Below are 23,764 nucleotides of genomic sequence, written 5' to 3' on the forward strand. Positions count from 1 at the left end.
CGTTTTCCGGCGCGTTCACGCCCTGAGCGCCCCGGCGGGCGACTGACGATAGGCCAGCACCGCCGGCAGGCTGGCGATGAGCGCGGTGACCGCCAGCAGCGAGGCCAGCCGAACCAGATCGCCGGCTTCGAACACGACCGGCAGGGCGATGCCGCTGGCGGCGGTGAAGACGGTGGACAGGGCGCGCGCCGCACCGTAGCCGACCGCGAAACCAAGGCACAGTCCGGCGCCGATGATGAGGAAGGCCTCCGACCACACAATGGCGAAGATCGCGCCGCGGGGGGCGCCCAGCGCCCGCAGGGCGCCGATCTGGCGGCGGCGCTGCAGGATGTGGACGGTGACGACCAGAAGGATCGCCGCCCCCACCAGTGCCTGCGCGCCGGCGGCCACCATGGTGAGCACGTAGCGCACATCGCCGAGCGTGCCGTAGAGCCGGGTCAGCACCTCGCCGGGGAACACGGCGATGGTGTGATCGTTGCGGTAGCTTTGCCGGAGCTTGTAGGCGTCGGCGATCGATTTCGGCTTCACGACAATGGCCGGCAGGCCCGGCGCGTCCGGCGCGGCCACGGCGTCGGGCCGGATCGGAGCGGCGAAACCGAGGCCGTCGGGATGGTCGCCGTCCGGCTCATGGGGAGGCTGGAAGAAGGGTTCCGGCACCGCGCCGGCGGTGGGCTTTGCGGGTGCCTCGTGCTGGTGGAGATGCCAGACCGCTTCGATCGGCACCAGCACGGCGCGGTCCCAGGCCGTGCCGGTCGGCCTGAGCCGGCCGACGACATGATAGCTGGCCTCGGTATGAACCCCGGCCGGCTCGCCTACCCGGCCATGCTGGGGATGGAACGTGTCGGCGATGCGCATGCCGACCGAAGCGCCGATGATCGCATCGCCGACATGCTCGAACGCCCTGCCCTGCGACACGCCGCCGACGCCCTCGACCAGCGCGGAGGTGGTGCCGACGATCGGGCTGCCCTCGACGAAATCGCCGAATCCGACCGGAGCCGCCCAGGCGACGCGGGGATCGGCGAGGAGGCCGGCGAGCACGCTGCCAGGCATGAGCGGCAAGGGCGCGGCCTGCAGGAAGACCGAGGACAGCACGAGCTGGGTCTCGCTTCCCGGCGCGCCGATGACGAGGTCGAACGCCTCCGCCGCGCGGGCGCTGCCGAGCCGTAGCGCGCGCTCCTGCAGCGTCACCACCACGCCGAGCGCGGTGGCAAGGGCGACGATGAGGGTGACGGCGACGACGCCGGCCCAGTGGCGCCTGAGGTCGGCCTGAATGAAGCGGAACATGGCTCAGCTCTCCAGTCGGCCGCCGTCGAGGCGCAGGGTGTGCCCGAGGCGTTCCACCAGCCGGGGGTCGTGGCTGGCCACGATCAGCGTGGCGCCGGCCTCCCCGGCCAGTCCGGTGAGGAGTTCGGCGACCGCCGCGCCGGAAGCACCGTCGAGGCTGGCGGTCGGCTCGTCGGCGACGATGATGCCCGGTCGGGCGACCAGCGCCCGGGCCACGGCCACCCGCTGCATCTGGCCACGCGACATGGTCTCAATTGGCTGTTCCAGCCGGGTGATGCCGACGCGCCCGAGCAGGCGCACCGCTTCGTCCCTCACCCCGGCCGGAAGGCGGAACCGAGCCAGACGCTGCGGGAGCAGCACGTTCTCCAGCGCGGAAAGACCGGGGAACAGGTGGAAGTCCTGCATGACGAGGCCGACATTGGCGGCGCGCCAGCGGTCGCGCTCGCCCTCGCCCAATGTTGCGAGATCCGTGCCGTTCCACGCGACGCGGCCGTGGCTGACGCGCTCCAGGCCTGTCAACACATTGATCAGCGTGGTCTTTCCGCATCCCGAGGGGCCGGTGAGCGCGACCTGTGCGCCGGCGGGAAGGTCCAGCGCGGGAATGGCGAGCGCGGGGCTTTCCAGCCCGGGAAAGCGCACCACGACGTCGCGCAGCAGAAGGTCGGACATGATCAGGCCGCGCGAAAGCTGGCGCCGACGATGCGCAGGAGACTGACGAAGCCGGTCGCGGGATCGGTCCAGGAACCGACCTCCAGCGTGCCCTCAACTTCGATCAGCGCATTGGCCTGCTCGAAGGTCTGGGCCCGGTTCAGGCGAATGACGACGATGTTGTCCGGCCAGTCCGCATCGGAGGAGCAGAACGGGCAGAGCGACATCGGAATTTCGGTGAGCACGAAGAAGTCGGCCTCCGCCTTGAGCGGCGGCGCCATGAAGCCGCGCATCGCGACCTCGTGGCCGTTCAGCGCCTTCACCTTGTCGGAAAAGGTCAGGCCGAGCACGCCGACCGTGCCGTAAAGCTCGTCGAAATCGAGCAGGGTCGCGGCATAGGCCGCGCGGGACGTCATGAGGCAGGAGCCGGCGCACAGGCCGGCGGCGGCCTGTAGCAGGTGCCGCCGCGAAAGCGCGTGTCGTGCCCTCTTCTGCGCCATGTGCCGTACTCCCCCGAATGGGCCCGGCCCGGGCGCTGCCGCCCGGGCCGGGAAGGTCGCTGTGGATCACGCGTGTCAGTTCTGCTTGGGGGCGAGGGCCATCGCATCGACCAGCGCGCGGTAGACGTCGCTCTGCTCCATGTAGCCGCGGAAGCCGTCCCCACCCGGGCCGGTAACCTGCAGCACCACGTCGTCGACCGCGTGGACCGCCGTGTCGCCGTCGCGGGGGATATTGCCGATGCGCAGCACGGCGCCGGGCACGTCCTTGTACTGCTCGTTCGCCACGTACTCGCCCTTCTCGTTCTTCACCGCCGGCTCGAACGGACCGTCAAGCTTGGGACGGAAGGTTTCGTAATAGTCGGGGAAGTTGTTGGAGAAGAGCATCAGCCGACGGGAGACATCGATGCGGTCGGGGTAGCCGTCGCCGTCCTTGTCCTCATAGTTCGGGAAGCCGGCATCGGCGTAGGTACCGACTTTCTCGCGCATCTCGGTGCCCGGCTTGTCGTCATCGACCGTGCCGATGATCGACACGCCGTGGGTGTGGTCGCCGGTGACGACGATCAGCGTGTCGGGATGGGTCTTGGCGAAGTCGACGGCGATGCCGATGGCCTGGTCGAACTCGATGGTGTCCACCAGCGCGCGGTCCCAGTCCATCGGGTGGGACATCTTGTCGATGGAGGAGCCTTCGACCATCAGGAAGAAGCCCTCCGGGTTCTTGGCCAGTTCGTCGATCGCCACCTTGGTCATATCGACCAGGCCCGGCTGGTTCGGGAACTTCGACACCGTGCCCTTCTTCAGGAACTGGCGGTCGAGTTCCGCGTCCATGTTGCCGGTGTGGAACAGGCCGAGAATCTTGCCCGAATTGGTACCCGCTGCCGTGGCCAGCTCGTCCTTGCTGGTGGCCAGCGTGTAGCCGGCATCGCGGAACATCTGGACGTAGTCCTTCTCGTCCTTGCGCTTCGAGCCCGGCGTCGCCTTGGGCAGGAAGTAGGCCGAGCCGCCGCCCAGGAGGACCTCGGGCTTGATGTCGAACAGGTCGCCGACGATCTCCGCCTTGCGGGCCCGCAGGCGGGTGTGGGCGACGACGGCGGCCGGGGTGGCGTCCTCGACCTCGGACTTCGCCACGATGCCGATCGACTTCTTGGTGGTACGGCGCAGGGCCTCGGCGATGTTCTCCACGCGCGGATCGTCGAAGGGATCCTTGGTGCGGTCGGCATAGACGCCGATAGCGTTCACGGCAGTCTTGTGGCCGGTCATGTAGGCCGACATTGTGTTGGCGCTGTCGGTGGCGATGGCGTTCGTCGCCGAGGTACCGATGAAGGCGGCCGGCGGGATGTCGTCCATGTTCAGGCGGCCGTCGGCCTTGCCCTCATGCATGCCCTTGGACATGAGACGGGCGCCGGTGCGGTGCGCCACCGAGAGGCCGTCGCCTAGGAAGAAGATGACGTTCTTCGCCTTGGGCGTCGCGGGCGTCGCGTAGACATCCCAGACTACGGTGCGGGTCTCGGCGCCGGCCTTGGCTTCCACGGTGTAGGAGCCCGGGCTGGCGATGCGGACGGCGCGCACGAGCACGGCGGAGGCGTCGGCGCCCTCCTCCTTCTCGACGAACTCGACGCTCTTGCCGAGAACCTTCTCGGCCGGCTCGCCATTGATGGTGACGGTGACGTCGGCCGGCGCGACGACGGTGTCGAACTCCACCTTCAGGTCGAAGGGCGAGCCTGCGAGTATGGTGGCGCGGTCAAGAGGATAAACGGTCGCCGCATTGGCAACCGAGACAAGACAGGTGGTGGCCGCAAGGGCCACGAGCAGGCTTCGCATCCGCGTTTCTCCCGAGGAATTTGGGCGTGCCTCCGGTTAGTCCCGCTGGATGTCAGGGCGATGACTGTCGCCCTGCGCAAAAGGGCGAAGTACCCGTCGGCAGGGCGATGCCCCGCGGCTCCCATGGCGCCGCCTTTTTTCCTGCTACAGTTGGCCGACACAGGCGATGGACGCGCCGCGCGAACGACCCCGCGATGATGGATATCAAGGGGTGGGCGTGGCGGGCGTGTAGTGTGCTCCACGAGGAGAATTCTGCGATGGAGACGAACGGAAATGTCGTGGCCGTCCGGGGAGCGGTGGTGGACATCGACTTCGGCGAGGGGGCGATGCCGGAGATCAACGAATCCGTGTCGATCGGCGACGACCGCAGCGGCACCATCATTGCCGAGGTGCAGGCCCATCTCGACCGCAGCACGGTGCGGGCCATCGCCCTGCAGGCCACCACCGGGCTGAGGCGCGGCGACGTCGTCAGACGCTCCGGCGGGCCGATCGAGGTGCCGGTGGGCGATGCGGTGCTGGGCCGCCTGCTCGACGTGGTCGGAACGGTGGGTGATCGTCTGGGTCCCCTGCCCGGCGATGTGCCGAAGCGACCGATCCATCGCGCCGCGCCCGCGCTCGACAGGCAGACCGGCACATCCGACCTCTTCGCAACCGGTATCAAGGTGCTGGACCTGCTCACGCCGCTGGCGCAGGGCGGCAAGGCGGCGATGTTCGGCGGGGCGGGTGTCGGCAAGACCGTGCTGGTGATGGAGCTGATCCACGCCATGGTGGCCAGCTATCAGGGCATCTCGGTCTTTGCCGGTGTCGGCGAGCGCTCCCGCGAGGGGCACGAAATGCTTCAGGACATGACCGCCTCCAAGGTACTGGACCGCACCGTGCTGGTTTACGGCCAGATGAACGAGCCGCCGGGCGCGCGCTGGCGGGTGCCGATGACCGCGATCACCATCGCCGAGTATTTCCGCGACGAGCTGCACCGCAACGTGCTGCTGCTGATGGATAACGTGTTCCGCTTCGTGCAGGCGGGGGCGGAGGTTTCGGGGCTGCTCGGGCGCATTCCCTCGCGCGTCGGCTACCAGCCCACGCTGGCGAGCGAGGTGGCCGCGCTTCAGGAGCGCATCGCGTCCGTCGGCGGCGCGTCGGTGACGGCGATTGAGGCGGTCTATGTGCCGGCCGACGACTTCACCGACCCGGCGGTGACCACCATCGCCAGCCATGTCGACAGCATGGTCGTGCTCTCGCGCTCCATGGCAGCGGAGGGGATGTATCCGGCGATCGATCCGATCACCTCATCTTCGGTGCTGCTCGATCCGCTGATTGTCGGGCAGGAGCACGTGGATGTTGCGAATGCGGTGCGCCAGACCATCGAGCATTACCGCGAGCTTCAGGACGTGATCTCGCTGCTGGGCATGGAGGAACTGGGAACCGAGGACCGGCGCATCGTGCAACGCGCGCGGCGGTTGCAGCGCTTCTTCACCCAGCCCTTCACCGTGACCGAGGCGTTCACCGGGGTGCCGGGACGTTCGGTGGCGGTGGCGGACACCATCGCCGGGTGCAAGGCGATCCTCGCCGGCGCGTGCGACGACTGGCAGGAGAGCTCGCTCTACATGATCGGCACGCTGGACGAGGCACGGGAGAAGGAGAAGGCGGCGCAGGGAGGCGGCAAGGCCGCGCCCGCCCAAGCCCCGCAGGCCAAGGAGAAGGCGGCATGAGCCGGACCCTTCGCCTCACCATCACCACCCCCGCGAGCGTGCTTGTCGATCGCGCGGATGTTGCGTCGATGCGGGCGGAGGACGAGAGCGGCGGCTTCGGGATCCTGCCCGGCCATGCCGATTTCCTGACTGTGCTGCCCGCCTCGGTGGTGCGCTGGCGCGGTGCCGGGGGACAAGAACACTTCTGCGTGGTCGAGGGCGGCGTGCTGACGGCGACGGGTGGCGCGCGCGTCGCCATCGCCTGCCGGCAGGGAACCCTCGGCGACGATCTCGGCACGCTTGAGGCGAAAGTCGCCGCCATGCGTCTCGCCGACACCGACGCGGATCGCAAGGCCCGCACCGAGCAGCTACGTCTTCATGCGCATGCCGTGCGCCAGCTCATGCGCTATCTGCGTCCCGGACAGACAGCGACCGCCGAGGCGGTGCTGGGCCAGATACAGGGCGAGGAGGCAGGATGAGCGCCGTACCGCCGCCAGACCGAATGAGCGAGGCCGCACGTGCGGCCGCCGATCGGGCGGCACGCGGCGTGCAGACGCCCGAACCCTCGCTCGGCGCGCGGCTCGGGCAGATCGGCATTCTGGGATGGACCATCGTGGTCCCCACCCTGCTCGGTGTGTTTCTGGGCCGCTGGCTGGACCACGCCTTCGCCAGCGGGGTCTTCTTTTCGGCGCCGCTGATTATGATCGGGGCCGCGCTGGGTTTCTGGTCAGCCTGGAAGTGGATGCATCGCCCGTGATCGAGACCTTGTCGCAGAGCCTGACGGCGCAGAACGTGCTCCATATCGCGGTGGGGCTGGCGGTCGGCGCCGTGGTCGGGTTCATCCACTTCGCCACGTTGAAGCGGAACACCGATCTCTATCTCGGCGGCGGGTTCGCGCTTGCCTTCGGGCTGCAATTGCTTCGCTTCGCCATTCTCGGCGCCGTGTTCTACGCGCTGGCGCGGCTTGGTGCGGGGGCGCTGCTCGCGGGGGCGATCGGGCTTTTGGTCACGCGCCGCGTCTTCCTGCGTCGGGTGGGAGGCCTGTGATGAATTCGCCGCTGACGCTCGACGCCCAGTTCTATCTCGGCCCGGTGCCGATCACCTCGCCGGTGCTGGTGACCTGGGCGATCATGCTGGTGCTGACTGTGGTGCTTCACCTCGCGACCCGCCGGCTGGCGCTGCAACCTTCGCGCCTGCAGGCGATGCTGGAGGCGCTGGTGAGCATGATCGACGGACTGGTCATCGACACGATGCAGGCCGAGCCGGCACGGTATCGCGCGCTGATCGGCACCATCCTGATCTATGTGCTGGTTGCCAACTGGTCCTCGCTCGTGCCGGGAATCGAGCCGCCGACGGCGCATCTGGAAACCGACGCCGCGCTGGCGCTGATCGTGTTCTTCGCGACCATCTATTACGGCGTGCACACGCGCGGGCTCTGGGGCTATCTGAAGACCTTCGCCGAGCCGAGCTGGGTCATGATCCCGCTCAACCTGATCGAGCAGATCACGCGAACCTTCTCGCTGATCGTCCGCCTGTTCGGCAATATCATGAGCGGTGTGTTCGTGATCGGCATCATCCTCTCGCTCGCCGGCTTCCTGGTGCCGATCCCGCTCATGGCGCTGGATCTGCTGACCGGCGCCGTGCAGGCCTACATCTTCACCGTCCTCGCCTGCGTCTTCATTGGCGCCGCCATCAGCGAGGGACAGCCGCCCCGCAAGACCGCCCCGGAGGAGCAGACACGCCCATGAACATGTCGATCGAAATGGTGAGCATTCTCGCGGCGGCGCTCGCGGTGTCCTTCGGGGCGATCGGGCCCGCGCTCGCGGAGGGGCGCGCGGTGGCGGCGGCGATGGACGCGATCGCGCGCCAGCCGGAAGCGGCGGGCACGTTGTCGCGCACGCTTTTCGTCGGCCTCGCGATGATCGAGACCATGGCGATTTACTGCCTGGTGATCGCGCTGCTGGTGCTTTTCGCCAATCCCTTCATCAAGTGAGCATCAGCGCACGATGAAGATCGACTGGTGGACCCTCGGCCTGCAGACGGCCAATGTGCTCGTCCTCATCTGGATTCTGAGCCGGTTCCTGTTCCGGCCCGTGGCCGCGATGATCGAGGAACGGCGCGCCCTGGCGACCAAGTCGCTGGATGACGCCAAAGCCGATCGCGCTGCAGCGGAGGCGGAGCGGCACAAGGCCGAGGAGGCGACGGCAGGGCTGGCGCAGGCGCGCGTGGCGGCCCTGAAGAGCGCCGCCGAGGAGGCCGAGGCGGAGAAGCAGGGCATTCTCGCCAGCGCGCGGGCGGAGGCGGAGCGGCTGCGCAAGGCGGCCGAAGCCGACATCGCGCGCGCCCGCCAGGACGATGCCGCCGCGATTGAGGGGCGGGCAAGCACGCTGGCGCTCGACATCGCCGACAAGCTGCTGTCCCGCCTGCCGGAAGAGGCGCGCGTGGCGGGCTTCATCGACGGGCTGGTCGAGGCGCTGGCCGCCCTGCCCGCGCCGGTTCGGGCCAGTCTTGGCACCGGCGGCGCGGCCCTTCCTATCCGCTCGGCGCGCATGCCGACGCAGAGCGAGGCGAAACTGTGCACGGAACGCCTGTCTCAGGCACTCGGCCGCCCGCTCGAACTCGCCTGGACGGCGGATCCCGCGCTGATCGCCGGGCTTGAACTCGACCTGCCCCATGCCAGCGTGCGCAACAGCCTGAGGGCGGATCTCGACCGGGTCGCGGCAGCACTCGCCACGTCGGGAGGGCCGACGCCATGACGGGGGAAACGCCGCAAGACACGCCCCTACCCGCACCCCTTCCCGCTTCCCCTGCCCCGCCCGCTGGCGATGACGCCGCCAGCCAGTGGCTGGCGCGCAGCCGCGCGGAGCTTTCCGGCACGGCGCTGGGGCCGGAGGCGGTGTCGATCGGGCGGGTCGAACGCATCGCCGATGCAATCGCTCAGGTGTCCGGCCTGCCGGAGGTGCGGCTCAACGAACTGCTGCATTTCGAGGGCGGCCAGACCGGGTTTGCGTTGACCCTCGACAGGGACACGATCAGCACGGTCATCCTGGACGCGGCGAGCGCCATCGAGGCCGGGATGAAGGTGTCGCGCACCGGCGCCGTGGTGCAGGTGCCCATCGGGCCCGGGCTGCTCGGGCGGATCGTCGATCCGCTAGGCCGCCCGCTGGATGGAGGCGATCCGGTGGTGGCGGAGGCGTATCACCCGGTAGAGCGCCCGGCGCCCTCGATCATCGAGCGCGATCTGGTGACCGAGCAGGTCAATACCGGCATTCTCGTCGTCGATGCGCTGTTCACGTTGGGGCGCGGGCAGCGCGAGCTGATCATCGGCGACCGGGCGACCGGCAAGACGGCGATCGCGGTCGACACCATCATCAGCCAGAAGGACTCGGACATCGTCTGTGTCTATGTCGCGGTCGGGCAGCGTGCGACGGCGGTCGAGCGGGTGATCGAGGCGGTGCGCCAGCATGGCGCGCCGGAGAAGTGCATCTTTGTCGTTGCCTCCGCCGCCTCCGCGCCGGGCCTGCAATGGATCGCGCCCTTCGCGGGCATGACCATCGCGGAGTATTTCCGCGACAAGGGACAGCATGCGCTGATCGTCATCGATGATCTGAGCAAGCACGCCGTCACCCACCGCGAACTCGCCCTGTTGACCCGCGAGCCGGTGGGGCGCGAGGCCTATCCGGGCGATATCTTCTATCTCCACGCGCGCCTGCTGGAGCGGGCGTCGAAGCTCTCCAAGGAGCTTGGCGGCGGCTCGCTCACCGCGTTGCCGGTCGCGGAGACCGACGCGGGCAATCTTTCCGCCTATATCCCGACCAACCTGATCTCGATCACCGATGGGCAGATCGTGCTTGGCTCGCAGCTGTTCGCCGCGAACCATCGGCCGGCAGTCGATGTGGGGCTGAGCGTCAGCCGCGTGGGTGGCAAGGCGCAGCATCCGGCGCTTCGCCAGGTGTCCGGGCGCATCCGGCTCGACTATTCGCAGTTCCTTGAACTGGAGATGTTCTCCCGCTTCGGTGGCATCGCCGACACGCGGGTGAAGGCGCAGCTGACCCGTGGCGAGCGCATCCGCGCCCTGCTGTCCCAGCCGCGCTTCGCCACGCTGCGGCCGGTGGATGAGATCGCGCTGCTTGCCGCGCTCGCCGCCGGTGTGCTGGACGAGGTGCCGGTCGCGGCCATGCCGGAGCTGCGCGCCCGCATTCCCGGCCATATCGACGCCTCCGTGCCGGACGCGGGCAAGGCGCTGGCGGGAGATGCCAAGCTCGACGATGGGATGCGCGACAGGCTTGTCGAGACCGTGCGGTCTCTGGCGGCGGGGCTCAGGGAACCGGGTTCGTGAGGGCGCGGCGATGAGCGAGCGGCTGAGCGATGTTCTGGTCCGCATCCAGTCGGTGCAGCAGCTCTCCTCCGTCATCGCGGCCATGCGGGGCATCGCGGCAGCGCGCTCGCGGGAGGCACGCGGGCAGCTCGACGGCATACATGCCTATGCCGACACCATCGCGGCGGCCATTGGCGACGCGCTAGCCCATCTGCCGTCAGGCCTCGCCCCGGTCTCATCCGTCCTGCCCGAGGACCGCCACGCCATCGTCGCGCTGTGCGCCGAACAGGGCTTTGCGGGAACGTTCAACGAACGGGTGCTGGACGCGGTTGATCGCCGGATGGAACAGGTGCCGCAGGGGGCGCGGCTGATGATCGTCGGGGACCGGGGGCTGATGGCCGCCGCCGAGCGTGGCCTGGAGGTGAGCTGGTCCGCGTCCATGGTCGCCCATGTCGGGCAGGCAAGCGCGCTGGCGAACCGGATCGTCGACGAACTTTATCGCGCGCTCGGACGGGACGAGGTGCGCAGCGTGTCGATCATCCATGCGCTGCCCGGTTCTTCCGCGACGCTGGAGGTGCTCGACAGGGTGCTGGTTCCCTTCGATTTCGCGCGGTTCCCGCGAATGGAGCGCGCCGAACCCCCGATGGTGACACTGGCACCCGACATCCTGCTCGCCCGCCTGGCCGAGGAGTACATCTTCGCAGAGCTGTGCGAGGCGGTGATCCAGTCCTTCGCCGCCGAGAACGAGGCGCGCATGCGGGCGATGATCGCGGCGAAGACCAATGTCGAGGACACGCTCGGCGAGCTTGTCGGCCGCTCCCGTCGGTTGCGGCAGGAGGAGATCACCAGCGAGATCCTGGAACTTTCGAGCGCCCAAAGCGAGGCGCCCTGAGCCCTCACTGCGCTAGCGCCCGTCGGGCAGCGCGAACACCGTGAGCTGACCGCCGAGCGCGGTGTAGCTGTTCAGCGCCGAATAGGCATCCTTGGCGCCCGAGCCGGCATTGGGGTCGGTAAGGCCCGCGGCGAGGCCGATGCCGGCCCAGCCGCCGATGCCCGACAGCACGGCGACATATTGCCGGCCCTTGTGCTGATACGTCATGACATTGCCGACGATGCCGGACGGGGTCTTGAAGCGGTAGAGTTCCTTGCCGGTGCGGGCGTCGAGTGCCTTCAGGTAGCCTTCCAGCGTGCCGTAGAACACCACGCCGCCGGCGGTTGCCAGCGCGCCGGACCAGACCGAGAAACGCTCGGGCACGGTCCACACGATGCGGCCCTTCACATTGTCCCAGGCGATGAAGTTGCCGGTGCGCCCGTCCGGGTTGTCGTCGGGGGCGGGATACATGTTGAGCGTGGCGCCGACATAGGGCTGGCCGACCGCGTAGTCGACGAAGAACGGCTCGTAATCCATGCACATGTGGCTTGTGGGCACGTAGAACAGGTGGGTCTGCGGCGAATAGGCCGCCGGCTGCTGGTTCTTGGTGCCGAGCGCCGCCGGACAGATGCCGGAATAGGTGACGTCCTCGCCTTCCGCCTCGGTGCCATGGGCGGGATCAAGGATCGGGCGGCCATAGGTCGGGCTGGCCTTGTCCATATCGATCCCGCTCGCCCAGTTCACGCTGGGGTCGAACTTCTCGGCCACCAGCAGTTCCCCGCTCGCGCGGTCGAGCGTGTAGGCAAAGCCGTTGCGGTCGAAATGGGTGAGCAGCGGCCGGGATCGTCCGGCGATGACCTGATCGGTCAGGATCATCTCGTTGACGCCGTCATAGTCCCACTGGTCGTGTGGCGTCATCTGGTAGACCCAGCGGGCAACCCCGGTGTCGGCGTCGCGGGCGAAGATGGTCATCGCCCATTTGTTGTCGCCGGGGCGCTGGGAAGGATTCCACGTGCCCGGATTGGCGCTGCCGTAATAGACGAGGTTCAGCGTGGGATCATAGGCGAACCAGCCCCACGGGGCGCCGCCGCCGATCTTCCACTGCTCGCCTTCCCAACTCTTGAGCGAGGAGTCCCGACCGACCGGCCTGCCCAGCTCGGTGGTCGTTTCCGGGTCGAACAGCATGTCGACGTCCGGGCCGGTCGAGTAGGCGCGCCAGGCCAGGGTGCCGTCCTTGAGGTTGTAGGCGCTGATATGGCCGCGCGCGCCGAACTCAGCGCCGGCGATGCCGACAATGAGCTTGTCCTTCACCGGCATGACGGTGGCGGTGTTGGATTCGCCCTTCTTCGGGTCGCCGTTCCTGGCGGTCCAGCGCACCGCGCCGGTCTTCGCGTCGAGCGCGACGATGGTGGTGTCGGCCTGGTGCAGGAAGATCATGCCCTCGGCATAGGCAAGGCCGCGATAGACCAGATCGCAGCACATGATGGCCGCGACATCCTGATCCTGCTTCGGCTCATATTTCCACAGGATACGCCCGTCATGGTCGAGATCGAGCGCGTAGACGATGTTGGGAAACGGGGTGTGGACATACATCACCCCGTCGACGACGAGGGGGCTGCCCTCATGGCCCCGGAGGACGCCGGTGGAGAAGGTCCAGGCGACCTGGAGCTTGCCGACATTGGCGGCGGTGATCTGGTCGAGCCGGGAATAGCGGGTGTTGGCGTAATCCAGCGTCTGGATGACCTGAACGGCCGGGTTCTTGATGTGGTCCAGCACATCGTCATTGGCCTGCGCCGCGCCTGCCGCGACCAAAAGCGCCGCGCCCGCGATGGCCGCCCGTGCGATCGCCCTCATGTCCCTCTCCCGTCCTTCGGGTCGCGCCGGATTCTCCGCGCCGTTTCCTCGGGCGTCTGGATATCACGCCACCGCAGCGTAAGCGCAACCAAGGGGAATGGAGGAAACAAAGGTATGGTCGGGGCAACCGAACATCCGATTTCGGCGCCCTCCTCCGCTTCGTAGCATCACCATCGACAAGGCGCGGCTGGCGCGCCGGCTGGTCGAACCATGCGGAGACAGATCATGGATGGGATGCATTCGGAAACGGTGCTGAAGCCGGGCGAGAAGGCACCGGACTTCACGCTTCCCGCAACGCCCGACCAGGAGCTTTCGCTGTCGGACCTCAAGGGCGGGCCGGTGATCCTGGCCTTCTACCCGGCGGACTGGAGCCCGGTGTGCGGCGACCAGATGGTGCTCTACAACCAGATTCTGCCGGAATTTCATCGTCTTGGCGCGCAGCTGGTCGGTCTTTCGACCGATGGCGTGTGGTGCCATGCCGCCTTTGCGCAGGCGCGCGGGCTGCATTTTCCCCTGCTCTCGGATTTCGAGCCGAAGGGGGCCGTGGCGCGCAGCTTCGGCGTCTATCGCCCGGCCGAGGGAACCTCCGAGCGGGCGCTGTTCGTGATCGACGCGGACGGCATCATCCGCTGGAGCTACGTCTCGCCGCTTGGCCTCAATCCGGGCGCCGACGGCATTCTCGCCGCGCTGGAAGGGCTGGGCGCGCCGGCGCACCATGAAGGAGCTGTGTCATGAGCCACCTTACCCCCGAAGTCGGCCCCGGCGACCATGTCCTGGGCCCTGCCGACGCACCGGTCACGCTGGTGGAATATGGCGACTACGAATGCCCCTATTGCGGTCAGGAATACCCCATACTGAAGGAAGTGCTGCGGCGCCTCGGCGGGCAGGTGCGCCTTGTATTCCGCAACTTTCCGATCACTGAATCGCATCCCCACGCAGCCCATGCTGCCGCGTTCGCGGAAGCGGTGGCGGCCATCGGCCGGTTCTGGGAGGCGCATGATCTGCTCTATGAGCATCAGGCGACGCTCGACGACGCCAGTCTCGCCGGTTTCGCCCGTGTCATCGGTCTTCCCCGGGCGGATCTCGACGATGCGCTGAATGGCCGGCATGACGCGAAGATCCGGCAGGACTTCATCGGCGGTATTCGCAGCGGGGTGAACGGGACACCGACGCTGTTCATCAACGGCCTGCGCTATGACGGGCCACGCGACCTTGCGAGCCTGCTCGATGTGGTCCAGCAGGTGGCGCTGAGGGCGGCTTGAGGCGTTCTGCGAGCGTCTCGATGAAGAACCGGACCTTGGCCGGCATCAGCCGCCGGCTGGCATAGACGGCCCAGATGTCCAGCCGCTCCGAGGTGGCGTCCTCCAGGACGATCTCCCTCAGCACACCGCGTTGGAGGTCCTCGGCGATGTCCCAGTCGGACAGATTGGCGATGCCGAGACCACCGAGGCAAGCCTCGTGGATGGCGTCGACGGAATTGGCGGTGAAGCGCCCCGCCGCCCGGATGGTGCGGGCCTCCTTCGCCGTTCGGAAGGTCCAGTGCGGGCGTGTCGCGCTGTTGAGGCACTCATGCTGCTTGAGCTCGTCCAGCCGCGCCGGCGCGCCGAAGCGCTCGATATAGGCCGGAGACGCGACCAGGCGGCGGGGATTCTCGGCCAGGCGACGGGCAATCAGGTTGCTGTCGGTCAACTCCGCGATGCGGATGGCGAGATCGATGCCCTCGGTCACCAGATCGACCACGCTGTCCGACAGCAGAAGGTCCACCTGCACCTGCGGATGGGCCTGCATGAAATCAACCACCATCGGCGCCACGACCTTGCGCCCGAAGGCCAGCGAGGCACTGACGCGCAGGAGGCCGGTGGGACCGGCCATCGCGCCCTGCACGCTTGAGAGTGCCGCCGCGCGCTCTTCCACCAATGTCCGGGCGTGGGGAAGGAACACCATTCCCTCATCGGTGAGCGAGAGCGCGCGCGTGGTGCGGTGAAGCAGGCGAACGCCGAGTTCGTCCTCCAGCGCCGCGATCAGGCGGGTGGCCTTCATTGGCGGCAGGCGCAGGCGGCGCGCGGCCTCGGCGAAGCTGCCGGCGGACGAGGTTTCGATCAGCAGCGCGAGTGCGGTGAAGTCCATTGTAACAAAACCTGAGATGATCGTGCATCAGAATAAGACACTATATCGTTTCTGATGATGGTCTATCTCTCACCCAACAGAATTCATGCGGCCCTGCCTCGCTGGCGGGGCGGGAGATAGGCACATGTCTGTACAGGAAACGATTGCTGACGCCCCGGCGTCGCAGGCGGCTCTCGGGCCGGTCTCGACCTTCGCCATGGCGGTGGGGGCGGGCGTCGCGGTCGCCAACATCTACTACAACCAGCCCATGCTCGCGATCATCGAGCAGGATCTGCCGGGAAGGGTCGCCGCCGCCATACCGACCGCGACCCAGCTCGGCTATGCGTTCGGTCTGTTTCTGCTGGTGCCGCTCGGCGATCTGGTGGAGCGGCGGAGGCTTATCATCCTCCAGTTCACCCTGCTTGCCGCCGCGCTTGCGTTTGCTGCGGTGTCGCCGAGCGCGGCGATGATCGTCATTGCCTCGCTGCTGATCGGGCTGCTGGCCACGGTGGCCCAGCAGATCGTGCCGCTCGCCGCCCATCTTGCTGCGCCTGAGCGGCGGGGAGCGACGGTCGGCACGGTGATGGCCGGGCTGCTGACCGGCATCTTGCTCAGCCGCACGCTGGCTGGCTTCGTGGCGACCCATGGCGGATGGCGCGAGATGTTCTGGCTCGCCGTGCCGATGGCACTGGGCGCCGCCGGGATGATGGCGCTGGTGCTTCCGCGCAGCGCGCCGGACGAGAAGCTGAGCTATGGACGGCTGCTGCGCACCATCGGCCATCTGTGGGTGGAGTTCCCGGCGCTGCGCCTTGCCGCGCTGACGCAAGCGGCCCTATTCGCGGCCTTCACCGTGTTCTGGACCATCCTCGCCTTCCGTCTGGAACAGCCGGAATTCGGCTTCGGTGCCGAGGTGGCGGGCCTGTTCGGCCTGGTCGGGGCGGTCGGCATTCTTGCAGCGCCGCTCGCCGGGCGCTTCGCCGACCGGCACGGCGCGACGCAGGCGGTGATCATGGGCGCGGTGGTGACGCTGGCGTCGTGGCTCGTGTTCGGCCTGTGGGGCTCGCTCGCCGGGCTGGTGGCGGGCGTGATCCTGCTCGATTTCGGGGTGCAGAGCGCCCTCATCTCCAACCAGCATATCGTCTTCGCCCTGCGTCCCGCGGCACGGGCCCGGCTCAACACGGTGTTGATGGGCGGAATGTTCCTTGGCGGCGCGCTGGGTTCGGCACTGGTGATGCCGGTCTGGGACGCGGCGGGTTGGACCGGAGTGAGCCTGCTCGGGGGCGGCTTCGCGGCCATCGGCGCCGGCCTCCAGCTCCACGCGGCCCTTCGCCGGAGAGGCTGACCACGGGCGGCCCGAAGTCGGGCCGCTCCTCCACGCCATGCGCCCGCCGGCACGGGCGGGCGCCGATATGCCCAGCAAATGGAAGACATCGCCATGAAGGCCAAGCGCATCGTCATTGTCGGAGGTTCCATCGGCGGGCTTTTCGCCGCCGTGCTTCTGCATCGGGCCGGCTTCGACGTGCAGGTTTATGAGCGCTCGGTGCATGGGCTTGAAGGGCGCGGCGCCGGCCTGGTGGCGCAGCGCGAGGTGTTCGAGATCATGCGAGAGGTCGGGATCGAGCATATCGCCCGGATCGGGGTGGTTGCCCGGCAGCGCATCTATCTCGACCGCGAGGGCGAGGTGATCCACAGCCAGGAGACGCCGCAGGAGCAGCTCTCATGGGACGTTCTGTTCCGCAGCTTCCGGGAACGGCTGCCGCCGGAACGCTATTTCGGCGGCCGCGCGATCACTGGGGTGACGCAGGACGGGGAAGAGGCGGTGGTGCATTTCGCCGATGGCGGCACGGTGCGGGCGGACATGGTCATCGGCGCCGACGGCATCGGGTCGGTGGTGAGGCGCGCGGTCGCGGGGGTGGATTCGCGTCCTTCCTATGTCGGCTATGCAACCTGGCGCGGGCTGGTGGCGGAGGGCGATGTCCCCGCCCCCGCCGCCCGGCAGCTTTTCGAGCGGTTCGCCTTCTATGAAATGCCGGGCTCGCACATACTCGGCTATCTCGTCGCCGGTCCGGATGGCGCGATCGCGAAGGGACGGCGGCGCTACAACTGGGTCTGGTACCGGCGCTACGACGATACGGCTCTCAATGACGTGCTGACGGGAGCCGACGGTGTCCGGCGTCCGTTCTCGCTGGCGCCGGGGCAGGTGCGGCCCGAGATCGTCGCCGGGCTGCGCGAGGATGCCGCGCGGCTGCTTCCGCCCTCGTTCCGCGCGGCTGTCGAGGCTGAAACACGCCCGTTCGTGCACGCCATCTTCGACTATGCGACGCCGCGCATGACCTCGGGCCGGATCGCGCTGATGGGGGATGCGGCTTTCGTCGCCCGGCCGCACACGGCCATGGGTGTCGCCAAGGCGGCAGGGGATGCCTTCGCGCTGCGCAAGGCATTGGTCGAGCACGAGGATCTCGCCGTCGCGCTCGCGGCCTATGCGGCCGACCGCGCGCCGAGGGATGAGGCCATCGTCGCTTATGGCAGGAGGCTCGGCCGCTCGCTCGTGGCCTGAGGCGGGTCGCGCCCGCCTCATCTTCCGCCATTGATCAGACGATGAACTCGACCACCCCACCATCGACGCGCAGCGCCGCGCCGGTGGTGGCGGAAGAGAGCGGCGAGGCGATGTAGACCGCCATGTTGGCGACCTCCTCCACCGTCGCCGGCCGGCCGATGATGGAGCTGGGACGGTGGGCCTTGACGAAATCGATGCCGGCCTGTTCCAGCGTCTTGCCGCCGGCGATCTCGTCCTTGAGCATCTCCTTTACGCCTTCCGAAAGCGTGGGGCCGGGCAGGATGGAATTTACCGTCACGCCGGTGCCGGCCATGCGCTTGGCGAGGCCGCGGGCCAGCGCCACATCGGCGGTCTTGCTGACGCCATAGTGGATCATGTCGGCCGGGATGTTGTAGCCGGATTCCGAACCGAGGAAGAGGAAGCGACCCCACCCCCTGTCCTTCATGGGCGGCAGATAGGCCCGGGCGAGGCGGACGCCCGCCATGACGTTGATCTGCCAGTGGCGTTCCCACAGCGCGTCGTCGGCCTCGAAGAAGTCGGCGGGCTGGAAGATACCGAGGTTGCTCACCACGATGTCGAAGGCCGGCTCGGCCGCGACAAGTTCGGCGACGCCTTCCGGCGTCGACAGGTCAATGTCGCGTCCGCTGGCGCTGCCTCCCAGCCGGGACACGGCGGTGGCGACCGAGTCCGCCGTGCGGCCGTTCACCACAACCCGCGCACCCGCTTCATGCAGCCCCTTGGCAATGGCGAATCCGATGCCCGCCGCCGAGCCCGTGACGAGAGCACTTTTCCCCGAAAGATCGATTTTCATGACCTGCTCCTGAGTTCTCTATCGGTAACGGGACCGACGCCGCGCCGGCGACGCGAGGCGGGTTGCCGTGCAGTCTGAGAGATAGGACCAATCTGGTGGATGTCCTTGCAATTTGCACCTGCGGATTGCTCAGCGGCGGGCTTCTGGGGCCGGGGCCTGGGAAGGCGGCAGTTTGGGAAGGTGGTGCCGGAAATCGGGCCGTGCGTGGGTTGCCACCGGGATAGGGAACACTAGACTTCCTTAGCCATGACACATCGACATCCCTGGTGGCACGGCGCGGTCATCTATCAGATCTATCCTCGCTCCTTCAAAGACACGTCGGCCGACGGTGTCGGCGACCTCAAGGGCATCACCGAAGAACTCGACTATGTCGCGCAGCTCGGTGTGGACGCCATCTGGATATCGCCGTTCCAGAAGTCGCCGATGAAGGACTACGGTTACGATGTCGAAGACTATGTGGCCGTCGATCCGCTGTTCGGCACGCTGGACGATGTCGTCCGCCTGATCGGGGAAGCGCACCGGCGCGGCCTGAAGGTGCTGATGGACCAGGTACTGAGCCACACCTCGGACCAGCACGCCTGGTTCAGGGAAAGCCGGGCCTCGCGTACCAATGCCAGAGCCGACTGGTATGTCTGGGCAGATCCGCGCCCCGATGGAACGCCGCCCAACAACTGGCTGTCGGTTTTCGGCGGCCCGTCCTGGCAGTGGGAGCCACGCCGGAACCAGTATTACCTGCACAATTTCCTGACCACGCAGCCGGACCTGAACTACCACAATCGCGCGGTTCAGGATGCGGTGCTCGAAGCCTGCCGGTTCTGGCTGGACCTCGGGGTCGACGGTTTCCGGCTCGACGTGTGCGCGTTCTATTTTCATGACGCGCAGCTGCGCGACAACCCGCCGGCCGACACCGCGCCGCGCGGCAGTGCCTTCAACTTCAACCCCTACTCCTTCCAGAAACACGTTCGCGACATTGGACAGCCGGAAAATCTGGGGTTTCTGGAGCGCCTGCGTGCGCTGGCCGATGCCTATGGCGACCGCGTCCTGCTCGGCGAACTCAATGAGAGTGAGGGCGTGCAGCTGCACAAGCAGTACACCGCCCCTGCCCGTCTGCACCTTGCCTATGGCTACTGGCTGCTGGGCGCCGAACAGGTGAACGGGACCATGATCCGCGAGCTGGTGGAACAACTGGGATGCCGGCCCACGGACGGCCTGCCCTGCTGGGCGCTCGACAATCACGACTTCATGCGCGCGCCGACACGCCTGAGGCAAGGGCGCGACCATCCCGATTTCACGCTCACCGTGCTGGCGGCGCTGTCCTGCCTGAGGGGCGCGCTCTGCCTCTATCAGGGAAGCGAACTGGGGTTGCCGGAGGCCGACATTCCCTTCGAGCAGCTTCTCGATCCCTATGGGCGCGAGTTCTATCCCTCGTTCAAGGGGCGCGATGGCGCGCGTACGCCCATGCCCTGGCGCGAAGACGAGGACCATTGCGGATTCAGCACGGTCGAGCCCTGGTTGCCGATTCCGCCCGAGCATCACCACCGGTCCGTCGACACGCAGAAGCGCGAGCCCGGATCCGCGCTCAACCGGATGCGGCGCTTTCTGAACTGGCGCCGCCAGCAGCCCACCCTTCTGGGCAACGACATCACCTTTCATCCGGCGCCGGACGATCTACTGGTTTTTCAACGCGGCGGAGACGCGGACGGGGTCGTGTGCGTGTTCAACCTGAGCGATGCGGTATGCGAGGTGGCACTGTCCGCGATACCGCTCGGCGACGACCTGACCGGCCATGGTTTCGGGGCGACGCGGCGCGGCGACGCGCTGCGCCTTGAGCCATGGGCCGCGCATTTCGGCAGGGTCAGCGTGCGCCATTGACGAACAGGCTGATGCACTGGCGGACATGGCCGCGGCGACGCCATCGCTGACCGCGAATGGGTGGCGGCGGGACAACCTTCCCGTGTTTCAGGCGGACCATCGACGGACCCTGCACCAAGCAGTCTTCCGGCATCGGCCTGTGTTCTTGCCGGATCGCGGCCGTACTCGCGCGCGCGCGCGTTCTGCTAGTCCGGCTCCAGCGCCTTCCTCGACGTGCTCGATGCCGAGCGCGCGTTTTTTCTTCCTCGCATGAGATCTGGAAGGCTGGCGTTCGCCCGGATCTTCATGTATTTAATAATTCAATGAAGCTTGATATATTGAGATGATTGATGAAGCGCAGGCGCTTGGCGCCTTTGCCGCCCTTTCGCAGGAAACCCGGCTGCGGATCGTGCGTCTTCTGGTGACCGCCGGCCCCGAGGGGTTGGCGGCCGGGATGATCGGCGAGGCGATGGACGGAGCGTCATCCTCGCGCATGTCGTTCCATCTGAACCAGCTGGAACAGGCGGGGCTCGTGGCGTCCCGCCGCGAGGGGCGCTCCATCATCTACAGCGCGGCCTATCCGGCGCTGTCCAGCCTGGTCGAATTCCTGATGCGCGATTGCTGCCAGGGCCATCCGGAGGTGTGCACGCCGGCGCTGGAAGCGCTGTCCTGCAACTGTCCGCCCACCGAGGAGAAAACCCATGCCTGAGACGCTTCAAACCGGACGTGTCTTCAACGTCCTGTTCCTCTGCACCGGCAATTCGGCCCGCTCGATTCTGGCCGAGAGTATTCTCGCCAAGGACGGCGCCGGCCGCTTCCGGGCGTTCTCGGCCGGCAGCCAGCCGAAGGGTACGGTCAATCCCTTCGCGCTGAAGATCCTGCGCAGCTTCGACTATCCCGTCGATGGCCTGCGCTCCAAGAGCTGGGCCGAGTTCACGGGGCCCGACGCCCCGGTCATGGATTTCGTCTTCACCGTCTGCGACAACGCCGCGGGTGAGGTCTGCCCGGTCTGGCCGGGCCAGCCGATGACCGCGCATTGGGGCATCGAGGATCCCGCCGCGGTCGAAGGTCTGGACATCCATAAGGAAGCCGCCTTCGTCGCCGCGCTCCGCTATCTGAAGAACCGCATAGCGGCCTTCACCGCGCTGCCCGTGACGAGCCTCGACAGGGTGTCGCTCCGCGCCAGGCTGGCGGAAATCGGCCAGGGGGAAGGCTCCTCCGCCCCTCGAAACAGCGCGGCGTGAGACAAGCCATGGATGTCATCATCTACCACAACCCGGATTGCGGCACCTCGCGCAACACGCTGGCGATGATCCGCAATGCGGGCATCGAGCCGCATGTGATTGAGTATCTGAAGACGCCGCCCACGCGGGCGATGCTGGTGCAGCTCATAGATCGCATGGGCGTCAGCGTACGTGCCGTGCTGCGGGAAAAGGGTACGCCCTATGCCGCGCTCGGCCTCGACGATCCCGGCCTGACCGACGATCAGCTCATCGACGCCATGATGGCCCATCCGATCCTCATCAACCGGCCGATCGTGGTCAGCCCCATGGGAGTAAAACTCTGTCGCCCTTCGGAAGCGGTGCTGGACCTGCTGCCGCCACCGCGCGGGGCCTTCGTCAAGGAAGATGGCGAGCGTGTGCTGGACGCGTCCGGCCAGCGTGTAGCCAAGGCGTGAGGGGCATCCATGTCGACCTTTGAACGTTACCTCACCCTTTGGGTCGCTCTCTGCATCGCGGTCGGCGTCGGCCTCGGCCATCTGTTGCCGGGCGTCTTCCAGGCGATTGGCGGGGCGGAGATCGCGCGGGTGAACCTGCCCGTCGCGGTGCTGATCTGGCTCATGGTCATTCCCATGCTGCTGAAGATCGATTTCGCGGCGCTGGGCGAAGTCGGCCGGCACTGGCGCGGCATCGGTGTCACGCTGTTCGTGAACTGGGCGATCAAACCGTTCTCGATGGCGCTGCTGGGGTGGCTGTTCATCGGCTGGCTGTTCCGGCCGTTTCTGCCGGAAGACCAGATCGACAGCTATATCGCCGGGCTCATCATCCTTGCCGCCGCGCCCTGCACCGCCATGGTGTTTGTATGGTCGAACCTGACCAAGGGGGAACCGCATTTCACGCTGAGCCAGGTCGCGCTGAATGATGCGATCATGGTGGTGGCCTTCGCGCCGATCGTCGGCCTGCTGCTCGGCCTCTCCGCCATCACCGTGCCGTGGAACACGCTGGTCCTCTCCGTCGTGCTCTACATCGTCGTGCCGTTCGTCGTCGCGCAGTTTCTCCGTCGCCGGGTGCTGGCGGCGGGTGGGCAGGCGGCGCTCGACAGGCTGCTCGCCCGGCTGGGGCCGGTGTCGCTGACCGCGCTGCTGGCGACGCTGGTGCTGCTGTTCGGGTTTCAGGGCGAACAGATCATCGCCCAGCCGATGGTGATCGGGCTCCTGGCGGTGCCGATACTCATCCAGGTGTATTTCAACTCCGGCCTCGCCTACCTGCTCAACCGGTTCGCGGGCGAGCCGCATTGCGTGGCGGGTCCGTCGGCTCTGATCGGGGCCTCCAACTTCTTCGAGCTGGCGGTCGCGGCCGCCATCAGCCTGTTCGGCTTCCATTCCGGCGCCGCGCTGGCCACCGTTGTCGGTGTGTTGATCGAGGTGCCGGTGATGCTCTCCGTGGTGTGGATCGTGAACCGCTCCAAGGGCTGGTACGAGCGCGGAGAAAAACGCGCCATAGCGGCGCAGGCGCCGCGCTGATGCCGCAGGACCTGCCGAATGTCGCCGCCGGTTGCCTCGACGTGCCAAGCACCGACCGCCTGCACGTCGCGCCCTCGGCGCATCCACCGCGTATCCTGCTGCTCTACGGCTCGCTGCGCGAGCGTTCCTACAGCCGCTTTCTGACGCTGGAAGCCGAACGCCTGCTGCGGCATTTCGGGGCGGAGACACGGATCTTCGACCCGCACGGCCTGCCCCTTCCGGACGGTGCCGACATCGACCACCCCAAGGTCCGCGAACTACGTGAGTTGTCGCTCTGGTCCGAGGGTCAGGTGTGGACCAGCCCGGAGCGGCATGGCGCGATGAGCGCGGTGATGAAGGCGCAGATCGACTGGATTCCGCTCTCGGTCGGCGCGCTCCGCCCGACGCAGGGGCGCACATTGGCGGTGATGCAGGTTTCCGGCGGCTCGCAGAGCTTCAACGCCGTCAACCAGATGCGCGTGCTCGGCCGCTGGATGCGGATGGTGACCATTCCCAACCAGTCGTCGGTGGCTAAGGCCTATCAGGAATTCGACGAGGCCGGCCGGATGAAGCCCTCCTCCTATTATGACCGTGTGGTCGACGTGATGGAGGAACTGGTCAAGTTCACGCGGCTGACGCGTGATGTCTCGACCTACCTCACGGACCGCTATAGCGAACGCAAGGAAGCCGCCGAGGCGCTGGCGGCGCGTGTCGGGCTCGAGTCCATCTGAACGGG

General features: G+C 67.5%; 26 protein-coding genes. 19 read left to right on the forward strand and 7 right to left on the reverse strand.

All coding sequences use genetic code 11. From position 1 onward, the window contains the following. Positions 1-15: 15 nt before the first annotated feature. The 4 genes from G3A50_RS19985 to G3A50_RS20000 form a co-directional block, all read right to left on the reverse strand. Positions 16-1,284 carry an ABC transporter permease gene (locus G3A50_RS19985; protein ID WP_163076873.1) on the reverse strand — a complete coding sequence of 423 codons (1,269 nt, stop codon included), beginning with the start codon at positions 1,282-1,284 and terminating at the stop codon, positions 16-18. Between the two features lie 3 nt (positions 1,285-1,287). After that, positions 1,288-1,953, reverse strand: coding sequence for an ABC transporter ATP-binding protein (locus G3A50_RS19990; protein WP_163076874.1), 666 nt, complete (start codon positions 1,951-1,953; stop codon positions 1,288-1,290). A gap of 2 nt (positions 1,954-1,955) precedes the next feature. Then, entirely contained in the window at positions 1,956-2,432 is a 477-nt protein-coding gene (locus tag G3A50_RS19995) for a hypothetical protein (RefSeq protein WP_163076875.1), read from the reverse strand. Between the two features lie 75 nt (positions 2,433-2,507). Continuing rightward, the gene (locus G3A50_RS20000) at positions 2,508-4,250 is read right to left on the reverse strand and encodes an alkaline phosphatase (RefSeq protein WP_163076876.1); all 1,743 of its coding nucleotides are present in this window, start codon (positions 4,248-4,250) and stop codon (positions 2,508-2,510) included. A gap of 257 nt (positions 4,251-4,507) precedes the next feature. Here G3A50_RS20000 and atpD point away from each other — a divergent pair, with 257 nt between their 5' ends. Genes atpD through G3A50_RS20045 form a run of 9 tightly spaced genes read left to right on the forward strand, consistent with a single transcriptional unit; the run spans position 4,508 to position 11,148 of the window. Next, a complete protein-coding gene (gene atpD, locus G3A50_RS20005) occupies positions 4,508-5,959 on the forward strand; it encodes a F0F1 ATP synthase subunit beta (RefSeq protein ID WP_163076877.1) in 1,452 nt (483 codons plus the stop codon). After that, positions 5,956-6,417, forward strand: a complete 462-nt coding sequence (locus G3A50_RS20010; protein ID WP_163076878.1) for a F0F1 ATP synthase subunit epsilon — start codon at positions 5,956-5,958, stop codon at positions 6,415-6,417. The genes atpD and G3A50_RS20010 overlap by 4 nt, the downstream gene beginning before the upstream one ends. Then, positions 6,414-6,695, forward strand: a complete 282-nt coding sequence (locus G3A50_RS20015; protein WP_246251915.1) for an AtpZ/AtpI family protein — start codon at positions 6,414-6,416, stop codon at positions 6,693-6,695. Before G3A50_RS20010 ends, G3A50_RS20015 begins: the two co-directional genes overlap by 4 nt. Continuing rightward, positions 6,692-6,985 carry an N-ATPase subunit AtpR gene (locus G3A50_RS20020; protein ID WP_246251917.1) on the forward strand — a complete coding sequence of 98 codons (294 nt, stop codon included), beginning with the start codon at positions 6,692-6,694 and terminating at the stop codon, positions 6,983-6,985. Before G3A50_RS20015 ends, G3A50_RS20020 begins: the two co-directional genes overlap by 4 nt. Then, positions 6,985-7,686: a F0F1 ATP synthase subunit A gene (locus G3A50_RS20025; RefSeq protein WP_163076879.1), complete on the forward strand. Its 702-nt coding sequence runs from the start codon at positions 6,985-6,987 to the stop codon at positions 7,684-7,686. The genes G3A50_RS20020 and G3A50_RS20025 overlap by 1 nt, the downstream gene beginning before the upstream one ends. Positions 7,687-7,688: 2 nt before the next feature. Next, complete coding sequence (locus G3A50_RS20030) at positions 7,689-7,931, forward strand: F0F1 ATP synthase subunit C (protein WP_425483485.1); 243 nt, start codon at positions 7,689-7,691, stop codon at positions 7,929-7,931. A gap of 13 nt (positions 7,932-7,944) precedes the next feature. Next, positions 7,945-8,694 (forward strand): F0F1 ATP synthase subunit B, encoded by a 750-nt coding sequence (locus G3A50_RS20035; protein ID WP_163076881.1) that lies wholly within the window; start codon positions 7,945-7,947, stop codon positions 8,692-8,694. Further along, on the forward strand, positions 8,691-10,277 hold the full coding sequence (locus tag G3A50_RS20040) for a F0F1 ATP synthase subunit alpha (protein WP_163076882.1): 1,587 nt from the start codon (positions 8,691-8,693) through the stop codon (positions 10,275-10,277). The genes G3A50_RS20035 and G3A50_RS20040 overlap by 4 nt, the downstream gene beginning before the upstream one ends. Positions 10,278-10,287: 10 nt before the next feature. Further along, positions 10,288-11,148 carry a F0F1 ATP synthase subunit gamma gene (locus G3A50_RS20045; protein ID WP_163076883.1) on the forward strand — a complete coding sequence of 287 codons (861 nt, stop codon included), beginning with the start codon at positions 10,288-10,290 and terminating at the stop codon, positions 11,146-11,148. A 12-nt stretch (positions 11,149-11,160) separates the two neighbouring features. On the opposite strand, the gene G3A50_RS20050 is transcribed toward G3A50_RS20045, so the two are convergent. Then, positions 11,161-12,981 (reverse strand): methanol/ethanol family PQQ-dependent dehydrogenase, encoded by a 1,821-nt coding sequence (locus tag G3A50_RS20050; RefSeq protein WP_163076884.1) that lies wholly within the window; start codon positions 12,979-12,981, stop codon positions 11,161-11,163. 225 nt (positions 12,982-13,206) lie between these two features. Here G3A50_RS20050 and G3A50_RS20055 point away from each other — a divergent pair, with 225 nt between their 5' ends. After that, a complete protein-coding gene (locus G3A50_RS20055) occupies positions 13,207-13,716 on the forward strand; it encodes a peroxiredoxin (RefSeq protein WP_246251919.1) in 510 nt (169 codons plus the stop codon). After that, on the forward strand, positions 13,713-14,243 hold the full coding sequence (locus G3A50_RS20060) for a DsbA family protein (protein ID WP_163076886.1): 531 nt from the start codon (positions 13,713-13,715) through the stop codon (positions 14,241-14,243). The genes G3A50_RS20055 and G3A50_RS20060 overlap by 4 nt, the downstream gene beginning before the upstream one ends. Here G3A50_RS20060 and G3A50_RS20065 read toward each other — a convergent pair. Continuing rightward, positions 14,161-15,108 (reverse strand): LysR family transcriptional regulator, encoded by a 948-nt coding sequence (locus G3A50_RS20065; protein ID WP_163076887.1) that lies wholly within the window; start codon positions 15,106-15,108, stop codon positions 14,161-14,163. The two genes, G3A50_RS20060 and G3A50_RS20065, sit on opposite strands and share 83 nt — an antisense overlap. 124 nt (positions 15,109-15,232) lie before the next feature. On the opposite strand from G3A50_RS20065, the gene G3A50_RS20070 reads away from it, so the two are divergent. Both G3A50_RS20070 and G3A50_RS20075 read left to right on the forward strand, forming a co-directional pair. Beyond that, complete coding sequence (locus G3A50_RS20070; RefSeq protein ID WP_210255179.1) at positions 15,233-16,429, forward strand: MFS transporter; 1,197 nt, start codon at positions 15,233-15,235, stop codon at positions 16,427-16,429. Positions 16,430-16,522: 93 nt separating this feature from the next. Next, positions 16,523-17,644, forward strand: a complete 1,122-nt coding sequence (locus G3A50_RS20075; protein ID WP_163076888.1) for an FAD binding domain-containing protein — start codon at positions 16,523-16,525, stop codon at positions 17,642-17,644. Positions 17,645-17,678: 34 nt separating this feature from the next. Here G3A50_RS20075 and G3A50_RS20080 read toward each other — a convergent pair whose 3' ends face one another. After that, positions 17,679-18,455, reverse strand: coding sequence for an SDR family NAD(P)-dependent oxidoreductase (locus G3A50_RS20080; RefSeq protein ID WP_163076889.1), 777 nt, complete (start codon positions 18,453-18,455; stop codon positions 17,679-17,681). A gap of 246 nt (positions 18,456-18,701) precedes the next feature. Here G3A50_RS20080 and G3A50_RS20085 point away from each other — a divergent pair, with 246 nt between their 5' ends. From G3A50_RS20085 to arsH, 6 genes are all read left to right on the forward strand, one after another. Further along, positions 18,702-20,327 carry an alpha-amylase family glycosyl hydrolase gene (locus tag G3A50_RS20085; protein ID WP_163076890.1) on the forward strand — a complete coding sequence of 542 codons (1,626 nt, stop codon included), beginning with the start codon at positions 18,702-18,704 and terminating at the stop codon, positions 20,325-20,327. A 322-nt stretch (positions 20,328-20,649) separates the two neighbouring features. Beyond that, positions 20,650-21,015: an ArsR/SmtB family transcription factor gene (locus G3A50_RS20090; RefSeq protein ID WP_425483424.1), complete on the forward strand. Its 366-nt coding sequence runs from the start codon at positions 20,650-20,652 to the stop codon at positions 21,013-21,015. Beyond that, positions 21,008-21,550 carry an arsenate reductase ArsC gene (locus G3A50_RS20095; protein ID WP_163076891.1) on the forward strand — a complete coding sequence of 181 codons (543 nt, stop codon included), beginning with the start codon at positions 21,008-21,010 and terminating at the stop codon, positions 21,548-21,550. The genes G3A50_RS20090 and G3A50_RS20095 overlap by 8 nt, the downstream gene beginning before the upstream one ends. Before the next feature lie 8 nt (positions 21,551-21,558). Beyond that, positions 21,559-21,984, forward strand: coding sequence for an arsenate reductase (glutaredoxin) (gene arsC / locus G3A50_RS20100; RefSeq protein WP_163076892.1), 426 nt, complete (start codon positions 21,559-21,561; stop codon positions 21,982-21,984). Between the two features lie 9 nt (positions 21,985-21,993). Then, on the forward strand, positions 21,994-23,049 hold the full coding sequence (gene arsB / locus G3A50_RS20105) for an ACR3 family arsenite efflux transporter (RefSeq protein ID WP_163076893.1): 1,056 nt from the start codon (positions 21,994-21,996) through the stop codon (positions 23,047-23,049). Beyond that, positions 23,049-23,759 carry an arsenical resistance protein ArsH gene (gene arsH, locus G3A50_RS20110; protein ID WP_163076894.1) on the forward strand — a complete coding sequence of 237 codons (711 nt, stop codon included), beginning with the start codon at positions 23,049-23,051 and terminating at the stop codon, positions 23,757-23,759. The genes arsB and arsH overlap by 1 nt, the downstream gene beginning before the upstream one ends. The last annotated feature ends 5 nt before the right edge of the window (positions 23,760-23,764 follow it).

The organism is Ancylobacter pratisalsi, from assembly GCF_010669125.1.
GTDB classification, from domain to species: domain Bacteria; phylum Pseudomonadota; class Alphaproteobacteria; order Rhizobiales; family Xanthobacteraceae; genus Ancylobacter; species Ancylobacter pratisalsi.